The 23,019-nt window shown below is 59.2% G+C and carries 24 protein-coding genes; 15 read left to right on the forward strand and 9 right to left on the reverse strand.

What is annotated here, in order from left to right:
• Positions 1–26: 26 nt before the first annotated feature.
• Positions 27–1,520: a DUF1846 domain-containing protein gene (locus tag QP968_RS08215; protein ID WP_284855915.1), complete on the forward strand. Its 1,494-nt coding sequence runs from the start codon at positions 27–29 to the stop codon at positions 1,518–1,520.
• Between the two features lie 42 nt (positions 1,521–1,562).
• Positions 1,563–2,438 carry an oxygen-dependent tRNA uridine(34) hydroxylase TrhO gene (trhO, locus tag QP968_RS08220; protein ID WP_284855916.1) on the forward strand — a complete coding sequence of 292 codons (876 nt, stop codon included), beginning with the start codon at positions 1,563–1,565 and terminating at the stop codon, positions 2,436–2,438.
• 54 nt (positions 2,439–2,492) lie between these two features.
• Here trhO and QP968_RS08225 read toward each other — a convergent pair whose 3' ends face one another.
• The 3 genes from QP968_RS08225 to QP968_RS08235 all read right to left on the reverse strand — a co-directional run bounded on the left by QP968_RS08225 (position 2,493) and on the right by QP968_RS08235 (position 4,551).
• Positions 2,493–2,993: a hypothetical protein gene (locus QP968_RS08225; RefSeq protein ID WP_284855917.1), complete on the reverse strand. Its 501-nt coding sequence runs from the start codon at positions 2,991–2,993 to the stop codon at positions 2,493–2,495.
• A 10-nt stretch (positions 2,994–3,003) separates the two neighbouring features.
• A complete protein-coding gene (locus QP968_RS08230) occupies positions 3,004–3,993 on the reverse strand; it encodes a universal stress protein (protein ID WP_284855918.1) in 990 nt (329 codons plus the stop codon).
• Positions 3,994–4,095: 102 nt separating this feature from the next.
• Entirely contained in the window at positions 4,096–4,551 is a 456-nt protein-coding gene (locus QP968_RS08235; RefSeq protein ID WP_284855919.1) for a MarR family winged helix-turn-helix transcriptional regulator, read from the reverse strand.
• A 94-nt stretch (positions 4,552–4,645) separates the two neighbouring features.
• Between QP968_RS08235 and QP968_RS08240 the strand changes: the two genes are divergently transcribed.
• From QP968_RS08240 to dnaB, 8 genes are all read left to right on the forward strand, one after another.
• On the forward strand, positions 4,646–5,011 hold the full coding sequence (locus QP968_RS08240; RefSeq protein ID WP_284855920.1) for a DUF5318 family protein: 366 nt from the start codon (positions 4,646–4,648) through the stop codon (positions 5,009–5,011).
• 190 nt (positions 5,012–5,201) lie between these two features.
• Positions 5,202–7,481 (forward strand): transglycosylase domain-containing protein, encoded by a 2,280-nt coding sequence (locus QP968_RS08245; protein WP_502870930.1) that lies wholly within the window; start codon positions 5,202–5,204, stop codon positions 7,479–7,481.
• A gap of 102 nt (positions 7,482–7,583) precedes the next feature.
• The gene (locus QP968_RS08250) at positions 7,584–9,014 is read left to right on the forward strand and encodes a glycosyltransferase family 87 protein (protein ID WP_284855944.1); all 1,431 of its coding nucleotides are present in this window, start codon (positions 7,584–7,586) and stop codon (positions 9,012–9,014) included.
• Between the two features lie 205 nt (positions 9,015–9,219).
• Positions 9,220–9,609 carry a hypothetical protein gene (locus QP968_RS08255; protein WP_284855922.1) on the forward strand — a complete coding sequence of 130 codons (390 nt, stop codon included), beginning with the start codon at positions 9,220–9,222 and terminating at the stop codon, positions 9,607–9,609.
• A 147-nt stretch (positions 9,610–9,756) separates the two neighbouring features.
• Positions 9,757–10,047 carry a 30S ribosomal protein S6 gene (gene rpsF / locus QP968_RS08260; RefSeq protein WP_084576554.1) on the forward strand — a complete coding sequence of 97 codons (291 nt, stop codon included), beginning with the start codon at positions 9,757–9,759 and terminating at the stop codon, positions 10,045–10,047.
• 172 nt (positions 10,048–10,219) lie between these two features.
• Complete coding sequence (locus tag QP968_RS08265; RefSeq protein WP_284855923.1) at positions 10,220–10,801, forward strand: single-stranded DNA-binding protein; 582 nt, start codon at positions 10,220–10,222, stop codon at positions 10,799–10,801.
• 57 nt (positions 10,802–10,858) lie between these two features.
• Positions 10,859–11,311 (forward strand): 50S ribosomal protein L9, encoded by a 453-nt coding sequence (rplI, locus tag QP968_RS08270; RefSeq protein WP_034663823.1) that lies wholly within the window; start codon positions 10,859–10,861, stop codon positions 11,309–11,311.
• 499 nt (positions 11,312–11,810) lie between these two features.
• Positions 11,811–13,340: a replicative DNA helicase gene (gene dnaB / locus QP968_RS08275; RefSeq protein WP_284855924.1), complete on the forward strand. Its 1,530-nt coding sequence runs from the start codon at positions 11,811–11,813 to the stop codon at positions 13,338–13,340.
• A 12-nt stretch (positions 13,341–13,352) separates the two neighbouring features.
• Here dnaB and QP968_RS08280 read toward each other — a convergent pair whose 3' ends face one another.
• From QP968_RS08280 to QP968_RS08295, 4 genes are read right to left on the reverse strand one after another with little or no spacing between them, the layout of a single operon-like run.
• Positions 13,353–14,663 carry an MFS transporter gene (locus QP968_RS08280; RefSeq protein WP_284855925.1) on the reverse strand — a complete coding sequence of 437 codons (1,311 nt, stop codon included), beginning with the start codon at positions 14,661–14,663 and terminating at the stop codon, positions 13,353–13,355.
• A 15-nt stretch (positions 14,664–14,678) separates the two neighbouring features.
• Positions 14,679–16,880, reverse strand: coding sequence for a heavy metal translocating P-type ATPase (locus QP968_RS08285; protein ID WP_284855926.1), 2,202 nt, complete (start codon positions 16,878–16,880; stop codon positions 14,679–14,681).
• Between the two features lie 54 nt (positions 16,881–16,934).
• Positions 16,935–17,141, reverse strand: a complete 207-nt coding sequence (locus QP968_RS08290) for a heavy-metal-associated domain-containing protein (protein ID WP_284855927.1) — start codon at positions 17,139–17,141, stop codon at positions 16,935–16,937.
• A gap of 21 nt (positions 17,142–17,162) precedes the next feature.
• Positions 17,163–17,366: a transporter gene (locus QP968_RS08295; protein ID WP_284855928.1), complete on the reverse strand. Its 204-nt coding sequence runs from the start codon at positions 17,364–17,366 to the stop codon at positions 17,163–17,165.
• Positions 17,367–17,462: 96 nt separating this feature from the next.
• On the opposite strand from QP968_RS08295, the gene trxA reads away from it, so the two are divergent.
• Entirely contained in the window at positions 17,463–17,840 is a 378-nt protein-coding gene (gene trxA, locus QP968_RS08300; RefSeq protein ID WP_284855929.1) for a thioredoxin, read from the forward strand.
• 85 nt (positions 17,841–17,925) lie between these two features.
• A complete protein-coding gene (locus tag QP968_RS08305) occupies positions 17,926–18,741 on the forward strand; it encodes a PspA/IM30 family protein (RefSeq protein WP_284855930.1) in 816 nt (271 codons plus the stop codon).
• 35 nt (positions 18,742–18,776) lie between these two features.
• On the opposite strand, the gene QP968_RS08310 is transcribed toward QP968_RS08305, so the two are convergent.
• Complete coding sequence (locus QP968_RS08310) at positions 18,777–20,015, reverse strand: NYN domain-containing protein (protein WP_284855931.1); 1,239 nt, start codon at positions 20,013–20,015, stop codon at positions 18,777–18,779.
• A gap of 210 nt (positions 20,016–20,225) precedes the next feature.
• On the opposite strand from QP968_RS08310, the gene QP968_RS08315 reads away from it, so the two are divergent.
• From QP968_RS08315 to QP968_RS08325, 3 genes are read left to right on the forward strand one after another with little or no spacing between them, the layout of a single operon-like run.
• Positions 20,226–20,600, forward strand: a complete 375-nt coding sequence (locus QP968_RS08315; RefSeq protein WP_284855932.1) for a GntR family transcriptional regulator — start codon at positions 20,226–20,228, stop codon at positions 20,598–20,600.
• The gene (locus QP968_RS08320; RefSeq protein WP_284855933.1) at positions 20,597–21,355 is read left to right on the forward strand and encodes an ATP-binding cassette domain-containing protein; all 759 of its coding nucleotides are present in this window, start codon (positions 20,597–20,599) and stop codon (positions 21,353–21,355) included. The genes QP968_RS08315 and QP968_RS08320 overlap by 4 nt, the downstream gene beginning before the upstream one ends.
• Entirely contained in the window at positions 21,356–22,366 is a 1,011-nt protein-coding gene (locus QP968_RS08325) for a hypothetical protein (protein ID WP_284855934.1), read from the forward strand.
• A gap of 399 nt (positions 22,367–22,765) precedes the next feature.
• On the opposite strand, the gene QP968_RS08330 is transcribed toward QP968_RS08325, so the two are convergent.
• Positions 22,766–23,019: hypothetical protein (locus tag QP968_RS08330; protein ID WP_284855935.1), on the reverse strand; the 254-nt coding region annotated here is incomplete at its 5' end.

Here is a 23,019-nt window from a genome sequence, read left to right on the forward strand (position 1 = left end):
CGATAGCTACGACGCGAGGAGGGACCATGGCGTACTCAGTGGGGTTCGACCGCCAGAAATACATCGAATTGCAGTCGGAGCACATCTCCAAGCGCAGAGAAGAAATCGGCGGCAAGCTGTACCTCGAAATGGGCGGAAAGCTTTTCGACGATCACCATGCCTCCCGTGTCCTCCCCGGCTTCACCCCGGACAACAAAATCGCCATGCTGGAGCGCATTAAGGACGAAGTTGAGATCGTCGTGTGCGTGGCCGCGCCGGACCTCGTACGCCAAAAAGTGCGCGCTGACCTGGGCATCACCTACGAAGATGAGGTTCTAAGGCTTATCGACGTCTTCCGGGAACGCGGCTTCTTAGTCGAGAACGTGGTGATCACTCAGTACGAAGCCGGCGCCGAGCAGGCGGACATGCTGCGCGAGAAGCTGGAGCGCTTGGGCCTGACCGTGCTACTGCACCGCGTCATCCCCGGTTACCCGAATGACATCGCGCGCATCGTGTCACCGGAGGGTTTCGGCCGCAACGAGTATGTGCAGACCAGCCGTGATGTTGTGGTGATGACGGCGCCGGGCCCAGGTTCCGGGAAGTTAGCCACGTGCTTGAGCCAGGTGTACCAGGACAACCAGCGGGGTACGGCGGCGGGCTACGCCAAGTTTGAGACGTTCCCGATTTGGAACCTGCCGCTGGAACACCCAGTGAACTTGGCCTACGAGGCCGCGACGGTGGACTTGGATGATAACAACGTCATTGACCAGTATCACCTCGCCGCCTATGGCGAGCAGGTCTCCTCCTACAATCGTGATATTGAGGTCTTCCCGCTACTCAAAGCCTTGTTGAAGGAGGCCACGGGCACGGAGCCGTACCAGTCCCCCACTGACATGGGTGTGAACATGGCTGGCTACTGCATCTCCGATGATGCGGCGTGCCGGCATGCGGCAGAGCAGGAGATCATCCGCCGTTTCCTGATTGCGCAGGTGGACTTCCGGCGCGGTGATGTGGATGAGCAAGTGCCGGTTCGTGCTGCCAACGTGATGCGGAAAGCGGGTTTGACCGTGGCGGACCGCCCAGTGGTGGCGCCGGCTCTCGATGTCGCGGAGACCACCGGTAACCCGGGCGCGGCGCTGGAATTGCCGGACGGCACGATCGTGACCGGTAAGACCTCCGATCTGCTTGGTCCTTCTGCAGCAGTGCTGCTCAACGCGCTGAAAACGCTGGCCGGTATCGCTGATGAGGTGCACTTGCTTTCCCCCGATGCGATTGAGCCGATCCAACGCCTGAAAACCCGGTACCTGGGTTCGCGCAACCCGCGCTTGCATACTGATGAGGTGCTCATCGCTCTGTCCACCTCCGCGGCGGAGGATGATAACGCCCGCCTGGCGCTGGAGCAGCTTCAGTCCCTGCGGGGTTGTGATGCGCACATCACCACCATCTTGGGGTCCGTGGATGAGGGGATCTTCCGCTCCCTCGGTGTGCTGGCCACCACGGAACCGCAGTACTGGCGTAAGGCGTTGTACCACCGCCGCTAGGTGCAATTTCCAGCCACGGCGCGAACTTCTTAGACTGGATGCATGCAAGAAAAGATCCTGCTCTACTACCAGTTCCGCCCCATCGCTGACCCGGAGGCGGTGCGTCTGTGGCAGCGGGATCTCTGCGAAGGCTTAGGGCTATTTGGCCGCATCATCATCTCCCCCGACGGCATCAACGGCACCGTCGGTGGGGACATGGATGCCTGCAAGACCTACGTGCGCAAAACCAAGGAGTACTTCCGCGGCATTGAGTTCAAGTGGTCCGAGGGCGGCAAGGCAGACTTCCCGAAACTCAGCGTGAAAGTGCGCGATGAGATTGTCACTTTCGGTGTGCCGGAAGAATTGCGTGTGGATGCATCGGGGGTTGTCGGTGGCGGCCGCCACTTGAAACCGGAAGAGGTCAACGAACTCGTGCAAAAGCGCGATGACGTTGTCTTTTTCGATGGCCGCAATGCGTATGAGGCAGAGATTGGCAAATTCAAAAACGCCGTTGTGCCCGATGTGAACACCACGCACGACTTCATCGCGGAGCTGGAATCCGGCAAGTATGACTGGATGAAAGACAAGCCGGTCGTGTCCTACTGCACCGGCGGTATCCGCTGCGAGATCTTGTCATCGCTGATGATTAACCGCGGCTTCGAAGAGGTCTACCAAATCGACGGCGGCATCGTCCGCTACGGCGAGAAGTTTGGCAACCAGGGCTTGTGGGAAGGTTCCCTCTACGTCTTTGACAAGCGCATGCACACTGAATTCGGCCCCGAAAATGACCCGGATTTTGTGCAGCTCGGTCACTGCGTGCACTGCGGTGCGCCCACGAACCAGCACTACAACTGCGTTAACGAGCCAGAGTGCCGGCGCCAGTACCTGAGCTGCCCGGGCTGCCGCGAAAAGCAGCCGTACTGCACAGATTGTTGCTAGCTGGCCTTATTGTTCTAGCTGGCCTTATTGTTCTAGCTCGCCGTTTACGGCCAGCTAGGCGCTATCGGTTGCCAGGATCCCGATGGTGATGGTCAGCCACCACATGGCAAAAGGCACGATGGGTAGCCAGAACACGCCCATCCATGGCATCCAGCGCTCGTAACGGTTGAGTTTGCGCACCATGATGATGGCGCAGCCGATGATGCCGGCGACTGGTGGGATGGAACTGACCACGGCCCAGATGGTGCGCCACGTGGCGGTGCACAGCCAGGTGGCCTCCCCTGCTTCGCACAGGGGGCCGCCCGTCATGCGAGAGATGAGGGCGAGGATCCCGGCCACGAGAAAGGTGGCAGCCACGATGCCACCGGCGAACCAGAGCGCCTGCTTCGTGGAGGCTTCATTGCGGGCGTTGACCTCTTTCGGGTCAGGCTGGTCCGCAAACTCTTCCAAGCTGTGTGGCTCCGGGCGGAGTTTATTGTGGTAGTCCGCTGAATCATGCAGGTCATTTTCTGGGTGACCAGGAGCGAAACCGGGACGATTCTCATGGGAAGCCATGAGTGTGAGTCTATCCCCGCAAGACAATAACTGGAACTGGGGCGTAGCTCAGGAATTCTGCTGTGTGCGGTCCGACGTGGACGTAGCCAGGACGAATCTTGGATTGTGGTGAGGAGTCAACGAAGAGAAGGTCCCCCTTCTTCCACTTCTGGGAATCCACAACGGTGCGCCAGCCTTCGCCAGCACTGACCAAGGTTTCTACCTCAAAGTTCTTCAGCTCCGCGTGGGGGTCCTTGATATTCAGGTCCCGGGCCACATTCAGCACGACATCCCAGGCGCGGTCGAGGAGGGCGAGGGAGGCTTCATTCCATTCGTCGACAAGCGGGCGATGGGTGAGATCATCGTCGAAGTTGTACGTTTCCTCCGGCGAGAAAGCCATGATGCGCAACTCCACATCAAGCGTGAGCGCGAGCGCGGCAGCGAGTCCGATGCCTCGTGCGGAGCTGCGCGCGGCTTCCTCTGTGTCCAAGAAGGCGAAGTTCACGCGCGTGATGCCCTTCTTGGCCAGCTTGGCGCCGCGCGGAATAATGCCCACCGAGGCGGGTGCTGAACGCATCACAATATCCGCCGCCGATGCGGCAACAAAGCGACCTAACGCGGCCTTCGGTTTGGAGCCGAACAGAACAAGGTCCGCATCGAACCTCTTAATCTCCTCTTTGAGTAGCCTGTTACGTGGCTTTCCATCGCGGAAAACCATGAACTCCTTGTCCCACGCGCGACTAGGTACGTGGTGTTTCATTGCTCGGCGCACGTCCTGAGTGCGCTCATCCAGGGTGTTCTCAAACCACTTCTTGTACTTCTTGCTCGACGTGGAACGGAATTGCGACCACGGGCGCGGTTCAGTGGTAATCACCCTGATCTCTGCGGGAAGGGACTGCGCGAGCCACCCCGCTAAATGCACTGCTTCTTCCCCGGACTGATCCCAGCTCACGGCGATGCGTAAAGGGCGCTCGCTGCCTTTCGACGACAGAAGCGCTGGCAAATACGAATGTTTGGCCATGTGCTGGAAGGGATCGACGGGGGAAAATCAGGGTAAAACTACCTAAATCTTATCCACCCCAAGAACCATGTGCCAGAAGGTCCCCCACTGAGGCTTCGCTGCCTAGGCCAAGTTGTTGGTGGTGTACAGCTCCGAGAGCTTCTCGAACACAGGGATGCTGTCCTTGAGCAGCTGGAGGTCCTCAGCATCCAAGGTGGCAAGCATCTCCGTGACGTACTTGGTGCGCTCCTCGGCCACACGGTCATATTCCTTGCGGCCGATCTCGGTGATTTCCACCCGAACACCACGGCGATCTTCCTCATCGCGGACACGGTGGATCAGATCACGCTGTTCGAGCTGGTGCAAAGTGTTGGAGGCCGTTGGCATACGAATGCCTTCCTCTTGCGCGAGCTGGCTAATGCGCATCGGACCGGATTCAATGAGCCGCTCCATGATGGACAACTGCGGGCCAGTGAGATCAGACTGCTGTGCGATACGGAAGTAAGCCACGTACAGCTTGGTCAAAAACGGTCGTACCTCGGCCGCGATCTCGTGCGCAACATCCACTTTGTTGATCATGCCCACTATCGTAGGCAATTCGTGCGAATAAATGCTATTTTCCGGTGTAATTTTGTGCATTAAAGTTTGCAGGATTGGAGTACACTCGCCCACCGTGTTTCGTCTCAGCGCTGAAGTGTCCCACGAGTGGGAGCGTCGCATGACTTTGCGCGACTTTCATGCGGGCCGAATCCCTCAAGCTGAGCTTTGCGACGCGGACTTTTTACTCAAAGCCGCCGCCGAACACCACGGAACTGACTCGCCCCGCCCCTGCCCTATCTGCGAATCAGTCATGCAAGATGTTCTGTGGATCTATGGCGACAACCTAGGCCGCCGCTCTGGGACCGCACGCAGCGAGGCGGAGATTGATGAGATCACGGCGCAGGTAGGCCCTATTACTGTCCACCGGGTGGAAGTGTGCCGGCACTGCGGTTGGAACCATTTGCTCACTGAAGCACGGGCGGAACCGGACACAGCGTAGTGGCCTTGGTGGTTCCCCTAGTGCTGTGATTTCAGGTTGAAACAACTACCCTGAAGTAATCTGACCTTAAATGTGTCCTACACAGTCCTGAATACTTCTCATAGGCAGGAAGAGCACTCCATTGTCACGCGAATCTGATTCCCGTAACTCCCGCAACTCGCAGGGTGCCCACGCACGCAAGGGTGCGAGCATGCGCAACGAGGGGCCGAAGCGCGCCGACGCTAGCGGCAACTCTTCAGCGACGCCGAAGAAAGCGGCGAAGAAGGTTGTGAAGAAAACGGTGAAGAAGACCGTGAAGAAAACAGCGAAAAAGGCAACGACCGGCGCAGCAGCCGCGGGTGGCGCGAAGGCGACGAAGAAAAACGAGAAGAGCTCTGGTTCCAAAGGCAGCCGTGCAAAACAGTGGTGGGCAGCGTTAGCTCTGGCGCTCGTCCTCGTGCTGGCCGTGCCGTTGACTGTTTTTGGTGTGAACTACGCGCGCGCTGACCTGCCCGCACCGGACGAGATCCAAACCGCGCAGATCTCCACCATCTTCGCGTCTGACGGTTCGACGGAGCTGGCACGCCTTGTTCCGGCTGAAGGTAACCGCCAGCAGGTCACCCTTGATCAGGTGCCGGAGCATGTGCAGAACGCTGTGCTCGCGGCGGAGGACCGTGACTTCTGGGATAACTCCGGTTTCTCCTTCACCGGTTTTGGTCGCGCGTTGCTTGGCCAAATCACTGGTAATGCTTCCGCCGGTGGTGGTTCGACGATCACCCAGCAGTATGTGAAGAACACCATCGTGGGCAATGAGCACTCCTACAGCCGCAAGTTCAACGAGCTGGTCTACTCCATCAAGATGACCCGTAACTGGTCCAAGGAAGAAATCCTGCAGGGCTACTTGAACACCATTTACTTCGGGCGTAACGCTTACGGTATTCAGGCAGCAGCCCAGGCTTACTTCAACAAGCCTGCTTCGGAGCTGACTGTTGAGGAAGGTGCGGTGCTGGCCGGACTGATCCAGCTGCCCAGCCAGTTGGATCCCTGGAATAACCCGCAGGAGTCGGAGAACCGCTGGAACTATGTGCTTGACGGCATGGTTGCGGAGGGCTGGTTGAGCCCAGAAGAGCGCGCCGGGGCGCACTTCCCGGAAACGCGTGATCCAGCCACCTACTCCGCATACACGGAAGCAACGGGCGCGAACGGCCTGATTAAGAACCAGGTGATTGAGGAACTTTCCCACATTGGTATCACCGAAGATGATGTGACCAACCGTGGCCTGCAGATCACCACCACCATTGACCCAGTGGTGCAGCAGAACATCCTGGACACAGCGGAGGCACAGATGGCGCCGCTGCAGGAGGATGCGCGGACTGGTGTGGTGGCGATTGATCCGTCGACAGGCGCTGTGCGCGGCTACTACGGTGGCGACGATGCTTCCGGCTGGGACTACGCAAACGCGGGCCTGCAAACCGGCTCGACGTTCAAGATCTTTGGCCTGGCTGCTGCGCTACAGCAGGGTATCCCGCTGTCGGCTGTGTATGACTCCTCCCCTGTCACCGTGGGTAATGCGCGCATTACTAATGACGGCGGCGGTGGTGGCGGCATGACCACCATGGCTGAGGCGATGAAGAACTCCTACAACACGTCCTTCATCCGCATCCAGTCTGACCTGGACAACACCACCTATGACACCGCTGACACCGCCCATGCTCTAGGCGTGGCGCGCTCGCTGCCGAACATTCCGGAGACTCTCCGTGAGCCGGACGGTAGCCAGCCGTATGACGGCATTATCTTGGGCCAGTACCAGTCCCGTGTCATTGACATGGCTACCGGCATGGCTACCTTGATCAACCGTGGTGTGTGGCACCCAACCCACTTTGTGCAGCGCGTGACGTCTGCTGACGGTGAGGTGCTCTACGAGTTTGATCCGGAGTACAAGGAACGCCGTATCTCCGGCCAGGTAGCGGATAACGTTATCCAGTCCATGCTGCCCATCGCCGGCTGGTCTAACTCCGCCCTGGCGGGTGGCCGCCCGAGCGCCGCCAAGACCGGTACCGCCCAGTTTGGCAATACCGGTGGCACGAAGGACGCCTGGATGGTCGGCGGCACCCCTGAGTTGGCTGTGGCTGTGTGGGTGGGTACCGCAGACAACACGTCCCGCATCTACAACGCGTGGGGTGGCAACATGTACGGCTCTATGACTCCGGGCTCCATTTGGAAGGGTGTGCTGGACAGCTCTTTGGCCAACACGGACTTCCGGCAGTTCCCCACCGCCACCCCGATCAACTGGGGCGTGAACCCGTACACCGGTGGCACGTACCCGATCACTCCGATTTACACGAACCCCTCTGGGCCGTCTGAGTTTGATCCGTCGGAAAGTGAGGACGCACCGGATCAAGCTCCTGAGCCCGCACCGGAAGCACCACCAGCCCCGGCGCCGATACCTGACCTGGACCTCGGAGACTTGTTAGACGGCCTAGTGGGTTAGGGGATTTAAGTGACAAAGGGATGGGCACATCCAGTTGACCGCGTACAACCTGCGCGGACGGAGCCAATCGCGCAGGGAGTGGTCGCCGCGCTCGGCGGCCCGATGGGGCGCTTCGCCCAGATCGGTCGTGGTCGCTGGTGGACACCATTGCGCGCCATCATCGCGGTTGCCTGGGTGTTTCTCGCGCTCGGTGCACTGGCCAAATCAAACTGTGCGCGGGGCAAGCTTATTGATGGCGCTATGCATCTCAATTGGGACGGCAACCGCCAGTACACCTCCTTTTGCTACAACGACATCGTCCCGCTTTACGGCGGGCGTGGGCTTGACCAACCAGGTTTTGTCTACGACTACTCGTGGGTTGAAGGTGACTTGACCCGGTACATGGAGTATCCGGTTCTCGCTGGTCTTTTCCAGGGGGTCATGGGTTGGATTGCGCGCACGACCTACCCGCTCATGGACTGGGCGTTGCCAGAATCCGGTTGGTACTTCTACCTCACCGCGTTTGTCATGGCTGTGATCTGGGTGGGTACGGCGCGCATGGTTGCGGAACTCGCCGGTAACCGCATTTGGGACACGATCCTGGTGGTGGCCTCTCCCCTGCTGATCGTGCATGCGTTTACGAACTGGGATATTCCCTCCATCGCGTTCATGGTTGGTGCTCTTCTGGCGGCGCGCAATAAGAAGTTCTGGTTGGCCGGCGTGCTCATCGGCTTTGGTACCGCCTTCAAGATGTGGCCACTTTTCCTGCTCGGCGCCTACCTTGTTATTGCGCTGCGGAAGAAAAACTTCGTGCCTTTCTTGCAGATGCTCGCCGCCACAGTCGTGTCCTGGCTTGTGGTCAACGTGCCCATCATGCTGCATAACTACGATGCCTGGCACGAGTTCCAGCGTCTCAACACCGAACGCGGCTGGGAGTGGACCACGATTTACGCCGTGATCTCCCGTGCCTTCGGCTGGACCGGATTCGACTCGGGCGATGGCGCACCGGTCATTTTGAATGCGGTGACGCTGGCGTTGTTCCTCGCTGGATGCCTCTTTGTTCTCATCGCTGGATTGAAGGCGCCGCAAATACCGCGCGTGGCTGAGCTTTTCGTCCTCATCGTCGGGTTTTTCTTGCTCTTCAACAAGGTGTGGAGCCCCCAGTACTCTTTGTGGCTCGTTGTTCCGGCGGTGCTCGCTCTGCCCCACTGGCGCCTGCTGCTCACATGGATGACGGCGGACATGCTCGTCTGGCCGATTCTCATGTGGCACATGATGGGCACCGATAACCTTGGCCTGCCCGGCGCCGCACTCAATATCATCGTGCTTATCCGTGATGCACTGATCGTGGCCATCATGGTGCTTGTCGTCCGCCAAATGTACGGCCGCCGCCCCGACAAGGTCCGCGACGCGCACTACGGCTGTGACCCGCTACTCACCACACCAGCTGATTGGGAGGAGGCTAAACAACAATGGGAACCGCAACCATCCTTGGAATTTGCTCCATCTTCATCGCTTTCGCCCTCTTCGGTGTCTGCTTCTGGGCAGTCGTGAAAAAGAAGCCGGTTGGCCTCGCCGTCACGTTGGGCATCCTGGCGTTCATCTTCATGACGATCCTGCCAGTCTCCCTCGCCGTCTTCTTCGCGGCGCCGAACCCCTAAGGGTCGGTTTGACTATGTCACGCTGCGCCCGGCAAAAGCCCAGGTCGCCTTCTCTCGCTTGAGCGCATAGTCAAACTGAGTCGGTACGGTGGGGAGGCATGAAGAAACTATCGACGATTGCCATTGCCCCCACCCTCCTCTTCCTCACCGCATGCGGCGGCGCTCAAGAGCCTGCCACCACGACGGAGACAACGACGCAAACTGCGACTGAAACAACCGTTGTGCAGCCGGACACACCCGCTCAGGATGCCCCGCAGCGTGAGCTGCCTTCCGCGGTCAGCGGATACACCGAGAAGGCCGAGGCCGAGCTTATCGACGAAGGCGTGACCAAAGACGACGTCGACCGCGTTCTCACTGCTGCCCTGAACAACGATCCCGGGGTTGAGATCGAGTGGGACGATGACGGCTACTGGGAGATTGAACTGGGCGCCATTGACATCGACATTGATCCAAATGGGCTCGTCGTGGATGTGGATAGGGATGACTAGGGTCCCGTCGGCGTCGATAAGCAATTTCTCCCTGCTTATGCCCTGGGGTACGCTGGTGGGGTTGCTTGACGTAAGCGACCCTCCTGCCACTGCCACAAGGGCGGTGGCCGACATCATTGAAACGACCATAGGAGGTGATGAGGTCCCGTGCGTCACTACGAAGTAATGATCATCTTTGACCCGAGTCAGGATGAGCGCACCGTCGCCCCGTCCCTGGACAAGTTCCTCGAAACTGTCCGCAAGGATAACGGCAAGGTGGAAAATGTTGATATCTGGGGCAAGCGCCGCTTTGCCTACCCGATCGACAAGAAGGAAGAGGGTGTCTACGCAGTAGTCACCCTGGATTGCGAGTCCGAGACCGTTCAGGAGCTCGACCGCCGTCTGAACCTGAACGACAACATTCTGCGAACCAAGGTTCTGCGCACCGACAAGAAGTAAGCGCGAACTTTTAGAACGAGGCTTCTTTCGTGCCGGTATACACCAGTGCAAAAGGGCTAAAACCCCAGCACATGGGCAATGTTCACCCTAGGTTATATGCTTGGGTGTGAAAGAAAACCAGCACAACTACATGGACTCATTCGCATAAAGGTAAAGGTAAGGACGAAACATCATGGCACAGGGCGAAACTCCAATCACCGTCGTAGGCAACCTCGTTGCTGATCCGGAACTACGCTTCACGCCGGCTGGCGTGGCCGTAGCTAACTTCCGTATCGCATCCACTCCCCGCACGTACAACCGTGACACTGGTCAGTGGGACGATGGGGATGCTTTGTTCCTGACATGCAATGTGTGGCGCGGTGCCGCCGAGAATGTCGCTGAATCCCTGACCAAAGGCATGCGCGTCATTGTTAATGGCCGTCTGCGTCAGCGTTCCTACCAGACCCGCGAAGGCGAAAACCGCACGGTATTTGAGGTCGAGGTCGACGAGGTCGGCCCGTCCCTGAAGTACGCTTCTGCTTCCGTTTCCCGGAACCCGCGTGAGGGCGGTTCCGGCGGCGGCTTTGGCGGTAACCAGGGCGGCCAGCAATTCCAGAACAACCAGAACACTGGTGGTTTCGGCGGTCAGAGCCAGGGCGGCCAAGGCCAGGGCAATCAGTCCCAGGGTGGCCAGAATCAGCCCGCGAATGATCCGTGGAACTCCGCTCCTCCCGCCGGTGGATTCGGCGGCATGGACGATGAGCCCCCGTTCTAAAGACGCAGCATTTCAAGTACAACGAACATCTTTCACGAAAAGGAAGGGTAAGGATTCATGAAACTGATCCTCACCGCTGCCGTTGAGAACCTTGGTGAACCCGGCGATATTGTCGAGGTCAAGGACGGCTACGGACGTAACCTTCTGCTCCCCCGCGGCCTGGCCATCGTGGCTACCCGCGGTGCTGAGAAGCAGATTGAGGACATCAAGCGTGCCCAGGAGCAGCGCTCTGTGCGCGACCTGGAACACGCGAAGGAGCTGCGTGATCAGCTCGACCAGCTGCAGGGCGTGACCGTCAAGGTCCGCACCGGCAACAATGGCAAGCTGTTCGGCTCTGTGAAGCCGGCTGACATTGTCGCTGCCGTTGAGGCAGCTGGCGGCCCGGCGCTGGACAAGCGTCGCGTTGACGTACCTAAGGGTCTGGTCACCCGTACCGGTGGCTACCAGGTCAAGGTCAGGCTCCACGATGACGTGGAGGGCAAGGTGAACTTCGAGGTCGTGAGCGCTTAATACCGCTTAACGGCGATTGACAGGGCATAACCCTACATCAATCCAACGACAACAGCATTAAACGCGGGTCCCACTTGTGAGGAGTGGGGCCCGCGTTTGTTTTGTTTATGGGGTTGTGGGTTATGCACAAGCCCTGTGGATAACTAGTGGATAACTGATGATTGCAGCGTGCGAGAAGGTAACCAAAAGGTAAAATTAAGGCGATTCTCAGGTGTGAGGAGAACCTGCTGGTAGGGGTTTTATTCACCGTTTGTTGCCGTTTGAAGTTATGAATATAACCGGTTTGTACTGGATGTTTGTGGGTGAGTGTGGAAATCTTCCCGCGTTATCCACAGGTTATCCACAACCGCGGGTCGGTGCATGTGGAAACCGACGTGCACTTTGATCGAGTTATCCACAGGAGCGTGTGGATAACTGGTGTGGGCGAGGCTGTGGAAGATGGTGAGTGGCCCCGTGCGAGGTAACATCGACGGGCAATAGGGGTCAACGGAGGTTAGGTATGACGGTAGGCGGAAACACGGCCGGCAACAGCGCTGGCGGCGACACGAACGGCTTTGACGGAGAGAGCTTCGACAGCTTTGCGGACAGTGCGGTGCCACCACCGCCACCACCGCCGGAGGAGTCCGAGGCGCGGGGCGGTTCTTCGCGTTTTAAAGATCGGCCGGATCGCAGCCGCGGGTTTACTAAGGACCGCACGGACCTGACCGAGTACCGCCAACCACCGCATGACCGGCAGGCGGAGCAGGGTGTGCTCGGTGCGATGTTGCTCAGCTCATCCACGGTGGTGGACGTGACTGAGGAGCTGCAACCGGAGGATTTCTACTACCCGGCACACCAGCTGATCTACCAGGCAATATTGGAGCTCTATTCGCAGGGCTCTGATATTGACGTGCTTATTGTCGCCGGCCGGCTCGACCGCATGGGCAACCTGGAGCGCGTCGGGGGAGCGCCGTATCTGCACACGCTGATCTCTGAGGTGCCTACCGCAGCCAATGCGCGGTATTACGCCGACATCGTCGCGGAAAAATCAACGTTGCGTCAGCTTGTCGACGCGGGCACGCGCGTCGCCCAACTCGGCTACGAGGGCGGCGAAGGCATGGAAGTTGACGCCCTCGTCGACCGTGCCCAGCAGGAGATCTTCGCTGTTGCGCAGAAGCAAACGGGTGAGGATTACCGCCCGTTGTCGGAGCTGCTCAAGCCGACCGTGGATGAGCTCGCCGCCTACGAGAAGGACGGTGGTCTTGCAGCAGGCGTGCCCACCGGCTTCATTGATCTGGACCGCCTAACCAATGGCCTGCACGCCGGCCAGATGATCATCATCGCGGCACGTCCTGGTGTGGGTAAGTCCACCCTGGCCATGGACTTCGTGCGTTCGTGCTCGATCCACAATGGCTTGACTTCGGTGATCTTCTCCCTGGAGATGAGCGCTTCGGAGATTGTCATGCGTTTGTTGTCGGCGGAGACGGAGATCAAACTCTCTGCCATGCGCTCCGGCCAGATGGAGGAGAAGGACTGGGAGAAACTCACGGACCGTCTCCAGCAGATTCAAGCTGCACCGATCTTCGTCGATGATTCCCCGAACCTGACGATGATGGAGATTCGCTCCAAGGCCCGCCGACTGAAGCAGCAGCATGGTCTCGACCTCGTGGTCCTGGACTATATGCAGCTGATGAGCTCCGGCAAGAAGGTCGAATCACGCCAGCAGGAGGTCTCGGACTTCTCACGTCAACTTAAGCTTCTGGCCAAGGAGCTTGAGGTCCCCGTGATTGCTATTTCGCAGCTGAACCGTGGTCCGGAATCACGTACGGATAAGCGCCCGCAGTTGGCGGACCTGCGTGAATCCGGTTCGTTGGAGCAGGATGCGGACATCGTTATGCTGCTGTACCGCCCGGACTCGCAGGACAGGGATAATGAGCGCGCCGGTGAGGCCGACATCATCGTGGCTAAGCACCGTGGTGGCCCGATTGACACGATCGCGGTGGCGCACCAGTTGCATTACTCGCGCTTTGTCAACATGGCCCGTGGCTAGAGATAGCTAGCATCACGCCAGCGCCTTGCCACGCTGCTCCGGCAGTGTGAACGCCGCAATACCGGCGACCGCAAAAGCAGCCGCGAAAAGACCGAAGACCGCCATCGACCCACCCCAGGCCAGCACCGGCGGGACGATGAGCGGGGCAATGATGGAGCCGATCCGGCCAAAGGATGCGCCGGCACCCGTGCCGGTAGCGCGGATAGAGGTGGGGTAGAGCTCCGGGCCGATGGCGTAGAGCGCACCCCAGGCACCGAGGTTGAAGAAGGAGAGCAGACAGCCGGCAGCAATGATCTGCCACGGCGCGGCAGCTAGACCGAAAAGCACTGCAGAGAAAGCTGAACCCGCCAGGAAAGTGGACAGGGTGATGCGGCGGCCCCAGATCTCAATGAGCCAGGCAGCCGCGGCGTAACCGGGCAGCTGTGCAAGCGTGATAACCAGCGTGAAGCTAAAGGAGCGCACCAGGGTAAAACCTTGATCCACCAGCAACGATGGAATCCAAATGAATGCGCCGTAGTAGGAGAGTGACACCCCGAACCAGACGAGCCAGAAGGCTGCGGTGCGACGCCGCAAAGCCGGGCCCCAAATACCACCGGTGAATTCAGGTTTGTCTATAGCGATGGGGGAGGGGTCCACCTCCTCCAAGTCAGCGGGGTCAGCGGCAGCTTCGAAGGAGGTAACAATCTCTTCGGCCTCCTCGTGTCGGCCCTTCGACTCCAAAAAGCGGACCGATTCCGGCAGGCCCATGCGCACGTAGATGGCATACAGCGCAGGTACGGCACCGAGTGCGAAGCCCCAACGCCAGCCATTCTCGCCCTGGGAGACCACGAAAGTGCCAATCACCGCGGCGAGGATCCAGCCCACGGCCCAGAAGCCCTCGAGGATGACCACCATGCGGCCACGGCTGCGGCGTGGAGCGAATTCGCTGACCAGGGTGGAGGCAACCGGAAGTTCCGCACCCAGGCCCAAGCCAACGAAGAAACGGAAGACCATAAGAGCACCGACGGACCAGGCAAATGCTGATGCGCCGGTTGCTAGACCGTAGACAAGCAAAGTGGCGGCGAAGATTTGGCGGCGACCAAATTTATCGGCCAGAAGCCCGCCCAATGTTGCGCCGATGGCCATGCCGATGAACCCGACGGAGGCGATCCAGGAGGTGGTGGATTTATCCAGGTCCCAGTGCACGGCCAGCGCCGCGATGATGAAGGACACCAGGCCAACATCCATGGCGTCAAGCGCCCACCCGATGCCGGAGCCAACCAGAAGTCGGCGATGTTTAGAAGTGACAGGCAGGCGGTCAAGCCGCTCATTACGGGTGGTCATGGCGGAAAATCTTACTCAGCCACGGCGCAGCCTCAGTGAATTGGTCACAACAAAGACAGAAGAGAACGCCATCGCGATGCCCGCCAACATCGGGTTGAGCAGCCCAAAAGCGGCTACGGGAATGAGGATGACGTTGTAGGCGAAAGCCCAGAACAGGTTGCCCTTGATGGTGCGCAGCGTGCGCCGGGAAAGGCGGATCGCATCGGCTGCGCTGCCCAGATCGTTGCCCATGAGGGTGATGTCAGCGGCCTGGATGGCTACATCCGTGCCGGATCCCATGGCCAAGCCCAGGTCAGCGGTGGCAAGCGCAGCAGCATCGTTGACGCCGTCGCCGACCATCGCCACTGTTTTTCCTCGGGCTTGAAGCTTTTCGAGGGCCTCAACCTTCCCCGCCGGCAACACCGACGCCGTCACGCAGTCCTGGTCAATTCCCACTGCTCGCGCCACAGCGTGCGCAGCACCCGGATTATCACCGGTGAGCAAGTGCGGGGTGAGGCCCAAGGAACGCAGATCCGCAATTGCTTGCGCGGATGTCTCCTTGATGGTGTCGCTCACCGCGATGACACCAGCAGCAGTGCCATCCACGGTCACAGTCACGGCAGTGGCACCTTCAGCTTCATAAGCTTCCGCTTCAGCGCCACGGCCGCGGCCAACAGTGACGCGGGAGCCACGGACAAGCGCCTGCACTCCTTGCCCTGCTTCAGAGTTGAAGCTCTGAGCCACGGGGATCTCAAGTCCGCGCTCATTCGCCGCGGTGACAATAGCCTGCGCAATCGGGTGCTCTGAGCCAGACTCCACAGCTGCCGCTAAAGTGAGCAACTCGTCCGCGCTCAACTCGGCATCTGCCGCCGGGACCACAGCATCCACCGACATGTTGCCACTGGTCACAGTGCCTGTTTTGTCCAAGACGATCGTGTCCACCTTGCGTGTGGATTCCAGGATCTCCGGGCCCTTGATCAGAAGGCCCAGCTGCGCGCCACGGCCCGTGCCCACCAGAATTGCAGTGGGTGTGGCTAGGCCCAATGCGCAGGGGCAGGCGATGATAAGCACAGCCACAGCAGCGGAGAATGCCGTCGGCGCATCGTGCCCAAGAAGCAGGTGTATCGCCAAAGTAATCAGCGAAGTAACAATCACTGCCGGCACAAAGACCCGGGAAATCCGGTCCACTAGGCGCTCAACCGGTGCCTCTCCCGCCTGCGCGTTGCGGACCAGTTCGATCATCTGCGCCCACGTGGTCTCCGAACCGATACGAGTGGCCTCAATGATCAGGCGGCCCGACAGGTTCACCGTGGTGCCGGTGACGGTGTCGCCCTCGCCGACATCGACGGGGACGGATTCGCCGGTGAGCATGGAGTTGTCAATCGTCGATAAGCCTGAAAGCACCACGCCATCCGTGGCGATCTTCTCGCCCGGCCGCACCACAAAGTGATCACCGACCTGCAGCTCCCCAGCCGGAATGCGCACCTCTTGTCCGTCGCGCAGAACCGTGGCGTCCTTTGCACCCATGGTGGCCAACTCGCGCAAAGCTTCGGAGGAACGGCCCTTTGCCTTCATCTCAAACCAGCGGCCGAGCAGCAGGAACGTGATCACCACCGCGACGGTTTCAAGATAAATCGGTGGCACCTCGTGGCCAGCAGGGCCCGTGAACTGCACCCACAGGGCCCACAACGACCACACGTAGGCAGCCGTCGTGCCCAGGGAAATCAACGTGTCCATCGTCACCGCACCGTGGCGCAGGTTCGTCCACGTCGCGCGATGGAAAGGAGAACCAGCCACGAAGTACACCACCGTGGTCAGTGCCAGCGCGAGCCACTCCCAGCCTGGGAACTGGGTTACCGGAACCATCGACAGCACGGACACCGGAACGGTCAGCACCGCCGACCAGATCACAGTGCGCTTGAGCTTCTCCGTCTCCTCATCGCGAATGGCATCAACATCAGGGGTCGGCTCACCCGACTCAGTATCAGCCCCAGCGCCCGCCGACGCGCCACCGACTACAAAAGCCTCATAGCCCGCATCGCGGACCACCTGCATGAGGGCATCCGGATCCGTCAACGACGGATCAAAATCCACCGCAGCCGTCTCCGTGGAAAAATTCACCGTGGCATCCACCCCGGGAACCTTGTTCAGTTTGCGTTGCACACGCGAAGAACACGACGTACAGGTCATGCCCATCACGCCTAAATCAAGGTGGGATGGTGTGGGGGTGCTTGTCATGTTTAACTCCTTACACAGCAGCTAGACCCCGGTCAAACTAGTTCATCCAGGCGGCTAAGCCAGGGTATAACCAGCTTCCGCGACTGCCTCAGCAATCTGCTCGCGGGTGAAACCGGAGCCAATGACCTCGACGTTACCCGTAGTGTGATCAGCCTTAACACTGGTCACGCCAGGGACCTCGCTGATCTCCTCTTTGACGCTGGCCTCACAGTGGGCGCACGTCATGCCGTCAACGGTAAAAACAGTTGTTTCAGTACTCATGGGATTAATGGTAGGCGTACTTTAGACGTCGATAAGCGAAAAGCCGGCATACTCAACCGCGTACTCAATCTGTTCATCCGTGAAACCTTCGCCCGTGACCTGCATAAGGCCGGCTTCCACATCAATATCCACCCCCTGCGTGCCCAGCACTTGGCTCACTTCAGACTGAAGTTTTTCAACAGACGTTGCGTCCTGCGGTCCTTCGAACCGGTAGTTCTTGGTCACGGTTGCTCCTTTTCTGCCCCGCATGGGAATGAATCGAAACTGAGTGGGGTTGAACTCACTGATAGACGTTACCCGAGCAGACGAAAAGGATTAATAATGAGCACCATTAATATTACGGAAGACACGTTCACCCAGGTCATCCAAGACAATGACACCGTGATCGTGGACGCGTGGGCGAGCTGGTGCGGGCCGTGCAAGGCTTTCGCCCCGACGTTTGAGAAGGCGTCGGACAAGCACGAAGACATCGTCTTTGCCAAGCTCGACACCGAGGCTAACCAGGGGCTCGCGGCCGCGCTGCAGATCCAGTCCATCCCCACGCTTTTCGCGTTCCGTGAGGGCATTCTCCTCGGTCAGACGTCCGGTGCCATGCCGCCCGCCGCGTTCGAGGAGTTCATTCAAGCAGTCCGCGACGTGGACATGGAGCAGGTGCACCGTGACATCGCCGCGCAGAACGCACAGGAGGACGAGGCTTAAGGCCTTTTCGCTTATCGACGGAGCAGAGCATTCCCACGTAAACTCGGGAACGTATCTGCTCCCTACTTATTTAAGGACGCGCAACATGGCTAACCCGTTTAGCAAGGGCTGGAAGTACCTCATGCAATCGTTTGATTCGGCGATTGATGAGAATGCTGATCCGAAGGTCCAGATCGAGCAGGCCGCGAACGCGGCGAAGGAGCAGCACAACGCGATCACGCGCCAGGCTGCGGAGATCATCGGCCAGAAGAAGCAGCTGGAAATCAAGATGAACCGGCTGCGTGAAAACCAGACGCAGCAGCAGGAGAAGACAAAGACTGCACTGCAGATGGCGGACAAGGCCACCGCCGAGGGCGATTCCGCGAAGGCGCAGGAGTTCAACAACACTGCTGAAGCTCTCGCTGCTCAGCTGGTCACAACCGAGCAGGAGCTCGCCGACCTGACTGCGCAGTACGCGACGGCAGAGCAAGCAGCCAAGCAGGCTGAGGAAGAGCAGCGCAGGTCTGAAGCGCGCCTGGAAGAGCAGCTGGCTGAGGTCAACCGCCTCCGTGCGCAGGTTGACCAGGCAAACATGCAGGAGATGTCCGCGCAGGCAATGGACACCATTGGCCAGTTCCGTACCGATGATTCCGTGCCCACCCTCGATGGCGTGCGTGACAAGATTGAGCGCCGCTACACCACGGCACTTGGCCAGCAGGAACTTGCTGAATCCAACCCGGACAACGTCATGTCAGAGATTGAATCTGGCCAGGCTGGCACCGATGCTGCTGCGACCTCCAAGTTGGCGGAAATCCGCGCGGCCATGGAGAAGGAAGCTGCTACCGCCGGCGAGCTCACACCGGGGACCGAATCGGGTGGGGCCCAAGGCGTGGAGGCCGGGCAAGAAGATGGGCAACAATAACCTAGAACGAAACCTGAATTCGGCTAGGTCTGTTTCTAGTTTTGGTTCCGCCGGATATTGATGAGCACTGCGCGGATCCCCGAGTGAAAACCATCGCGCAAGTTGACGCGTTGGTTTTCACTCAGTGTGTACTCGTGCAGCGTTTCACAGGCGAACTGCAGAAGCGGGCGATCGATCTCCGGTGGCAAACCACCGCCGGATAGCATGTGCGCTTTATCGCGCTGCTCGGAAGAAGCCGCGTTGTCGAACCACCACGTTGCATACTGTTGTCCCACGTCAAACGGTGTTTGGAACCCGGAAGAGGTCCACACTTCCTCCGGCAGCGGGACATAACGGGAACGCAGCTTCCGGCGTGGTGCCATCATGGACGGCTTCGGTGTGTGTGCCGCGCCAGTGTCGCTTGTGGTTTCAGCCAGCTGTGCTGGTGATGGTGCCGGCTTAGGCGCCGGCGCCGGTTCGGGTGATGGCTCAGGCGCCGGAGTGGTGGAAACCTCAGGAGTCTCGGGAGCCGGTTCGTTTTCAGGTTTGGCCATAGGCTCCGCCGCAGATGGTTCCGTAGACTCCTCGCAGGGTTCTTCAACGGGGAGGGGAGCGGCCTCCGGGTCGTCGACAAGCTGAGCAGACAGTGGCTGCTCACCGTCGGGGCGAGGGATGTCGCACATGCCCTCGTTGTCTTCCATTTCGGCATCCGCGAGTGGACGTTCGCGGATGCTCGGCGGGAGGGGGCCTTCAAGGATTTGAAGTTGCATCGCGTCGGCGAAATCCTCGCGTGGGTCCAGGATCGTCGTCGTGTCACACGCGTGGCGTAGGGCAGAGGACATGGAATCCCAGCCGAAGCCGTAAAGGTGCACGCGGATGCCAGCGTTGGTGGCTTCTTCGACGCCCGGGATCATATCCGCATCGCCACTGACCAGCACGAAGTCGGTGTAGTGGCCGCGCATGGCATTGACCACGATGTCAGCAACCAGGCGGGTATCCACACCTTTTTGTGTGCGACGTTCACCCCACTCAATGAGTTGACCTGTACGCAGCTGAACGCCGTCGCACGTGCGCAGTGCGCGCTGGTAGCGGTGCGGGCCCGAGTCGGGGATGCCGTCGTACCAGTACTGACGGTGAATCGGCTGATCAAGCTGCTGCGTGATCATGCCGGAAAGATTGGCAACGACCTCTGGGAGGTCAATTTCTAACTGAGACCGTGCTCCTGTCTCCCACGAGTTGTAAAAGCTCGCGAGCAGATAAGACGTGTCCACAAAGACGAGTGTGCGTTCAAGCATGGCTCCTGATTTCCGTATCTATTCATGTAGCTAAAAAGTTTTGTCGTCCACCCAGTGTGCCTGACTTGCGTGGGTCTCGCTAAGAAATCTCGTTGACCAGCTCTGAGCGGGCCCACATAGGTGGCTTCTGCCCTGTTCAACGCACTTCAGCGCCAAAAAATTCTCATGCTTGTATGGTTGGTTACGCAACTGACTAACCGGAGGTGTTTCGTGGGCAATGACGCTGAGCCGTTATTCCTTCAGATCGCTCGTCTCATCCAGGAGCAGATCATGGACGGTGAACTCGAACCTGGGCAGCGCGCTCCCTCAACGAATGAGCTCGCCGCATTCCACAGCATCAATCCCGCCACCGCGCGCAAAGGGCTGAGCTTGCTTGTCGACGCCGGAGTCCTTGAAAAACGCCGCGGCATCGGGATGTTCGTCACCGACGGTGCGCGGGAACGCATCGTGAGCACGCGCCGCGAGGACTTCGCCGGCGACTACATCGCACCGCTTATCGACGAAGCCCTCCGCCTGACCTACTCCCGCACCGACCTCCACGACCTCATCGACCGCGTCGCAGAAAGCAGAGGAATGTACCAATGACCATTCACGTCTCACGTTTGGCTCACAGCTTTGGCAAAACCGATGTCCTGCGAGGCGTCACCGTGGACTTCGGTCCCGGTATCCACGGCCTTCTCGGCCGCAATGGTGTGGGCAAGTCGACGCTGCTGAACATTTTCGGCGGACAACTCAAACCAGAATCTGGCACGGTCGAGGTCTTTGGCGAGCGCCCCTTCGACAATGCCCGCGTCATGGATAACACCTGCCTGACCGGTGTGGACACTGCGTATCCGGGCTCGTGGTCCGGCACTGATGTGATCAAAGGCGCGCAGCTGCGTTACCGCACGTGGGACCCAGCGCTTGCCGACGAGCTCATCGCCGATTTCGTCATGGGCGGTGCCCTGAGCACCCGCTACGACAAGCTCTCGCGCGGACAGCGTGCCATGGTCGCCATCATTATCGGGCTGGCATCGGGTACAGAGCTTTTGCTTCTCGACGAACCCTATGTCGGCCTCGACACCCACAACACGGACGTCTTCTACCGCCATCTTCTTGCCCAGGCTGATTCCGGCCGGACGATTGTGATGGCCACGCACCATATCGACGATGCGGCAAAAGTCCTGGATGATGCGGTGATCTTGGGGCGTGATGGGGTCGTGCTCAAGCAATGTGCCCCTGAGGATGCTGATGAATTCGCTGTCGCGGGCCCGGAACTCGTACCTCTTAGCGACGCCCCGCGTCATGCCCGCGCCGCCACCTTTGACGACCTCATCGAGCACTACCTGGAGGTGTCCTAGATGAACACGAGCCTGCTCGGATATTTCCGCCACCAACTTGTCGCAGCACCGCTGACGCGTCTGATCTGGATGCTCCCGATATTGGCGATGCTCGCTTCCGGGCTGTTTTACGTCGAACGTGAGTCGCCTACTGCTGTCATCTTCGGCCCAATGATGCTGACAGTGTTCATGATCGGGACATTGTCGTTGGAGGACACCGCCTATACGGCGTACGGAATGCCGAAGTCGCGCGCGAGAAAGCTAACCGCGATGGCGGTCGTGCCCGCGGTACTGTTCGGTGCTTCGATTGCACTATTCGCACGCCCGGACTGGGTCGGCATCGCGGGCGCACTCGTGGCACTGGTGTCGGGTTTGCTCTTCGGTTCGCAGTACACGGCCGGCAATGCGGTCGATAGCGACCGGGAGGCGGGTTCGCGCATCGGTCGTGGCAGCTTCGAATTCGAATTGATCTTCAAACCGCAGCTGCTGTGGGCACTCGGTGTGGCCATTGCGCACTGCATCTTCCTGTACCTGTCGGACTTCATCGGCAATGACAGATTTCGCCTGCTCTTCGGTGGTATACCGATCATCGTTTGGTACTCCGCTTACTGCATGCAGGGGATCGGCATCCCCGGTCCGGCAACGGGCGCGAGCTACGGCGTGCCGCGCCGGCACTGGCTGGTCTTGTCATGGGCGGCTGCGCTGGTCTCGGTCGCGGCGTATATCGGCGTGGCTGCTCTGGCATCGCCATCCGAGTTCTCCTGGGCTGCAGTGATCACCATCGGTGCCGGCGGTTGTGCCAGTGCCATCATCGGCGCCGCAGTGAAGATCTGGCGCACGGAAGTGGGCATGGTCCCCGGCTACCTGATGTTCTTCATTGCCAATGGGGCATCCAATGCCCAAGGCTTCCGCGACGGCGCAGTCATCTTTGCACTGGTGACAGCCGGAATCCTCGCGTTGATCGGCATTGTCATTCAGGCTGGGTATCTCTTGGGTTCAATCAGCCCGAAACATGCTCAAAAGAACCTTTAAACAACATGACTTAACCAGGGGATTTGTGTTGTTGGTTGGGTGTGTGTAGCTTTGTGTGAGTCAGCGTGACCGACAACGCCCCGCCGGACAGTCTGATTGGGACTGGGTTTTGGTGAGATGGCGGTAGGAAAACGAGCGTTGATGGTTCCTTTCATGTGATCCGCATGTGCTGCGATTTTGTTTGTGGTGTGGGTGTGTGTAAGGTTCAGCAAGCTGCTTTGAACGGGCCCTGTTGTGGGGTGTGTTTGGGTGTGCGTGTGTTGTGTGAGAACTCGATAGTGTGCCAATGATTTTTTGTTTGGTTGGTTTGTGACTGTTTGCTCCGTTTTGGGGTGTGTGCTGGTCGATGCTGTTTGAACCATTGATGGAATGGTGTCGTCTGGTTGGTCGCATGGCTGATTAGATTTTTTTGTTGTTGTCTTTTTTCCTCGTCGATTGGGGCAGCAACGTTGGATGAACCTTTTTGGTTTGTCGAGTAATTTTTGGATGTGCCAGGCCAGCATCTTGTTTGTGGTGTTGGTGTGGTTTGTTTTGGTTAGGTTTTGGGCTTTTCACGGCTCGGTAATCTTTTACTGAATTGATGCTCACGTTTGTGGGTGTTTTTTGTGGAGAGTTTGATCCTGGCTCAGGATGAACGCTGGCGGCGTGCTTAA

Source organism: Corynebacterium sp. MSK041, assembly GCF_030232265.1.
In the GTDB taxonomy this organism is placed as follows: domain Bacteria; phylum Actinomycetota; class Actinomycetes; order Mycobacteriales; family Mycobacteriaceae; genus Corynebacterium.

Coding starts and splice junctions, on each gene's coding strand:
- QP968_RS08225 (WP_284855917.1), bottom strand. CDS start 2,993: ATGGCTTCCCATGAGAATCGTCCCGGTTTCGCTCCTGGTCACCCAGAA.
- QP968_RS08325 (WP_284855934.1), top strand. CDS start 21,356: ATGAACACGAGCCTGCTCGGATATTTCCGCCACCAACTTGTCGCAGCA.
- QP968_RS08280 (WP_284855925.1), bottom strand. CDS start 14,663: ATGACCACCCGTAATGAGCGGCTTGACCGCCTGCCTGTCACTTCTAAA.
- QP968_RS08265 (WP_284855923.1), top strand. CDS start 10,220: ATGGCACAGGGCGAAACTCCAATCACCGTCGTAGGCAACCTCGTTGCT.
- QP968_RS08310 (WP_284855931.1), bottom strand. CDS start 20,015: ATGCTTGAACGCACACTCGTCTTTGTGGACACGTCTTATCTGCTCGCG.
- QP968_RS08285 (WP_284855926.1), bottom strand. CDS start 16,880: ATGACAAGCACCCCCACACCATCCCACCTTGATTTAGGCGTGATGGGC.
- trhO (WP_284855916.1), top strand. CDS start 1,563: ATGCAAGAAAAGATCCTGCTCTACTACCAGTTCCGCCCCATCGCTGAC.
- QP968_RS08305 (WP_284855930.1), top strand. CDS start 17,926: ATGGCTAACCCGTTTAGCAAGGGCTGGAAGTACCTCATGCAATCGTTT.
- dnaB (WP_284855924.1), top strand. CDS start 11,811: ATGACGGTAGGCGGAAACACGGCCGGCAACAGCGCTGGCGGCGACACG.
- QP968_RS08230 (WP_284855918.1), bottom strand. CDS start 3,993: ATGGCCAAACATTCGTATTTGCCAGCGCTTCTGTCGTCGAAAGGCAGC.
- QP968_RS08320 (WP_284855933.1), top strand. CDS start 20,597: ATGACCATTCACGTCTCACGTTTGGCTCACAGCTTTGGCAAAACCGAT.
- QP968_RS08235 (WP_284855919.1), bottom strand. CDS start 4,551: ATGATCAACAAAGTGGATGTTGCGCACGAGATCGCGGCCGAGGTACGA.
- QP968_RS08245 (WP_502870930.1), top strand. CDS start 5,202: ATGCGCAACGAGGGGCCGAAGCGCGCCGACGCTAGCGGCAACTCTTCA.
- QP968_RS08215 (WP_284855915.1), top strand. CDS start 27: ATGGCGTACTCAGTGGGGTTCGACCGCCAGAAATACATCGAATTGCAG.
- QP968_RS08290 (WP_284855927.1), bottom strand. CDS start 17,141: ATGAGTACTGAAACAACTGTTTTTACCGTTGACGGCATGACGTGCGCC.
- QP968_RS08255 (WP_284855922.1), top strand. CDS start 9,220: ATGAAGAAACTATCGACGATTGCCATTGCCCCCACCCTCCTCTTCCTC.
- QP968_RS08250 (WP_284855944.1), top strand. CDS start 7,584: ATGGGGCGCTTCGCCCAGATCGGTCGTGGTCGCTGGTGGACACCATTG.
- rplI (WP_034663823.1), top strand. CDS start 10,859: ATGAAACTGATCCTCACCGCTGCCGTTGAGAACCTTGGTGAACCCGGC.
- trxA (WP_284855929.1), top strand. CDS start 17,463: ATGAGCACCATTAATATTACGGAAGACACGTTCACCCAGGTCATCCAA.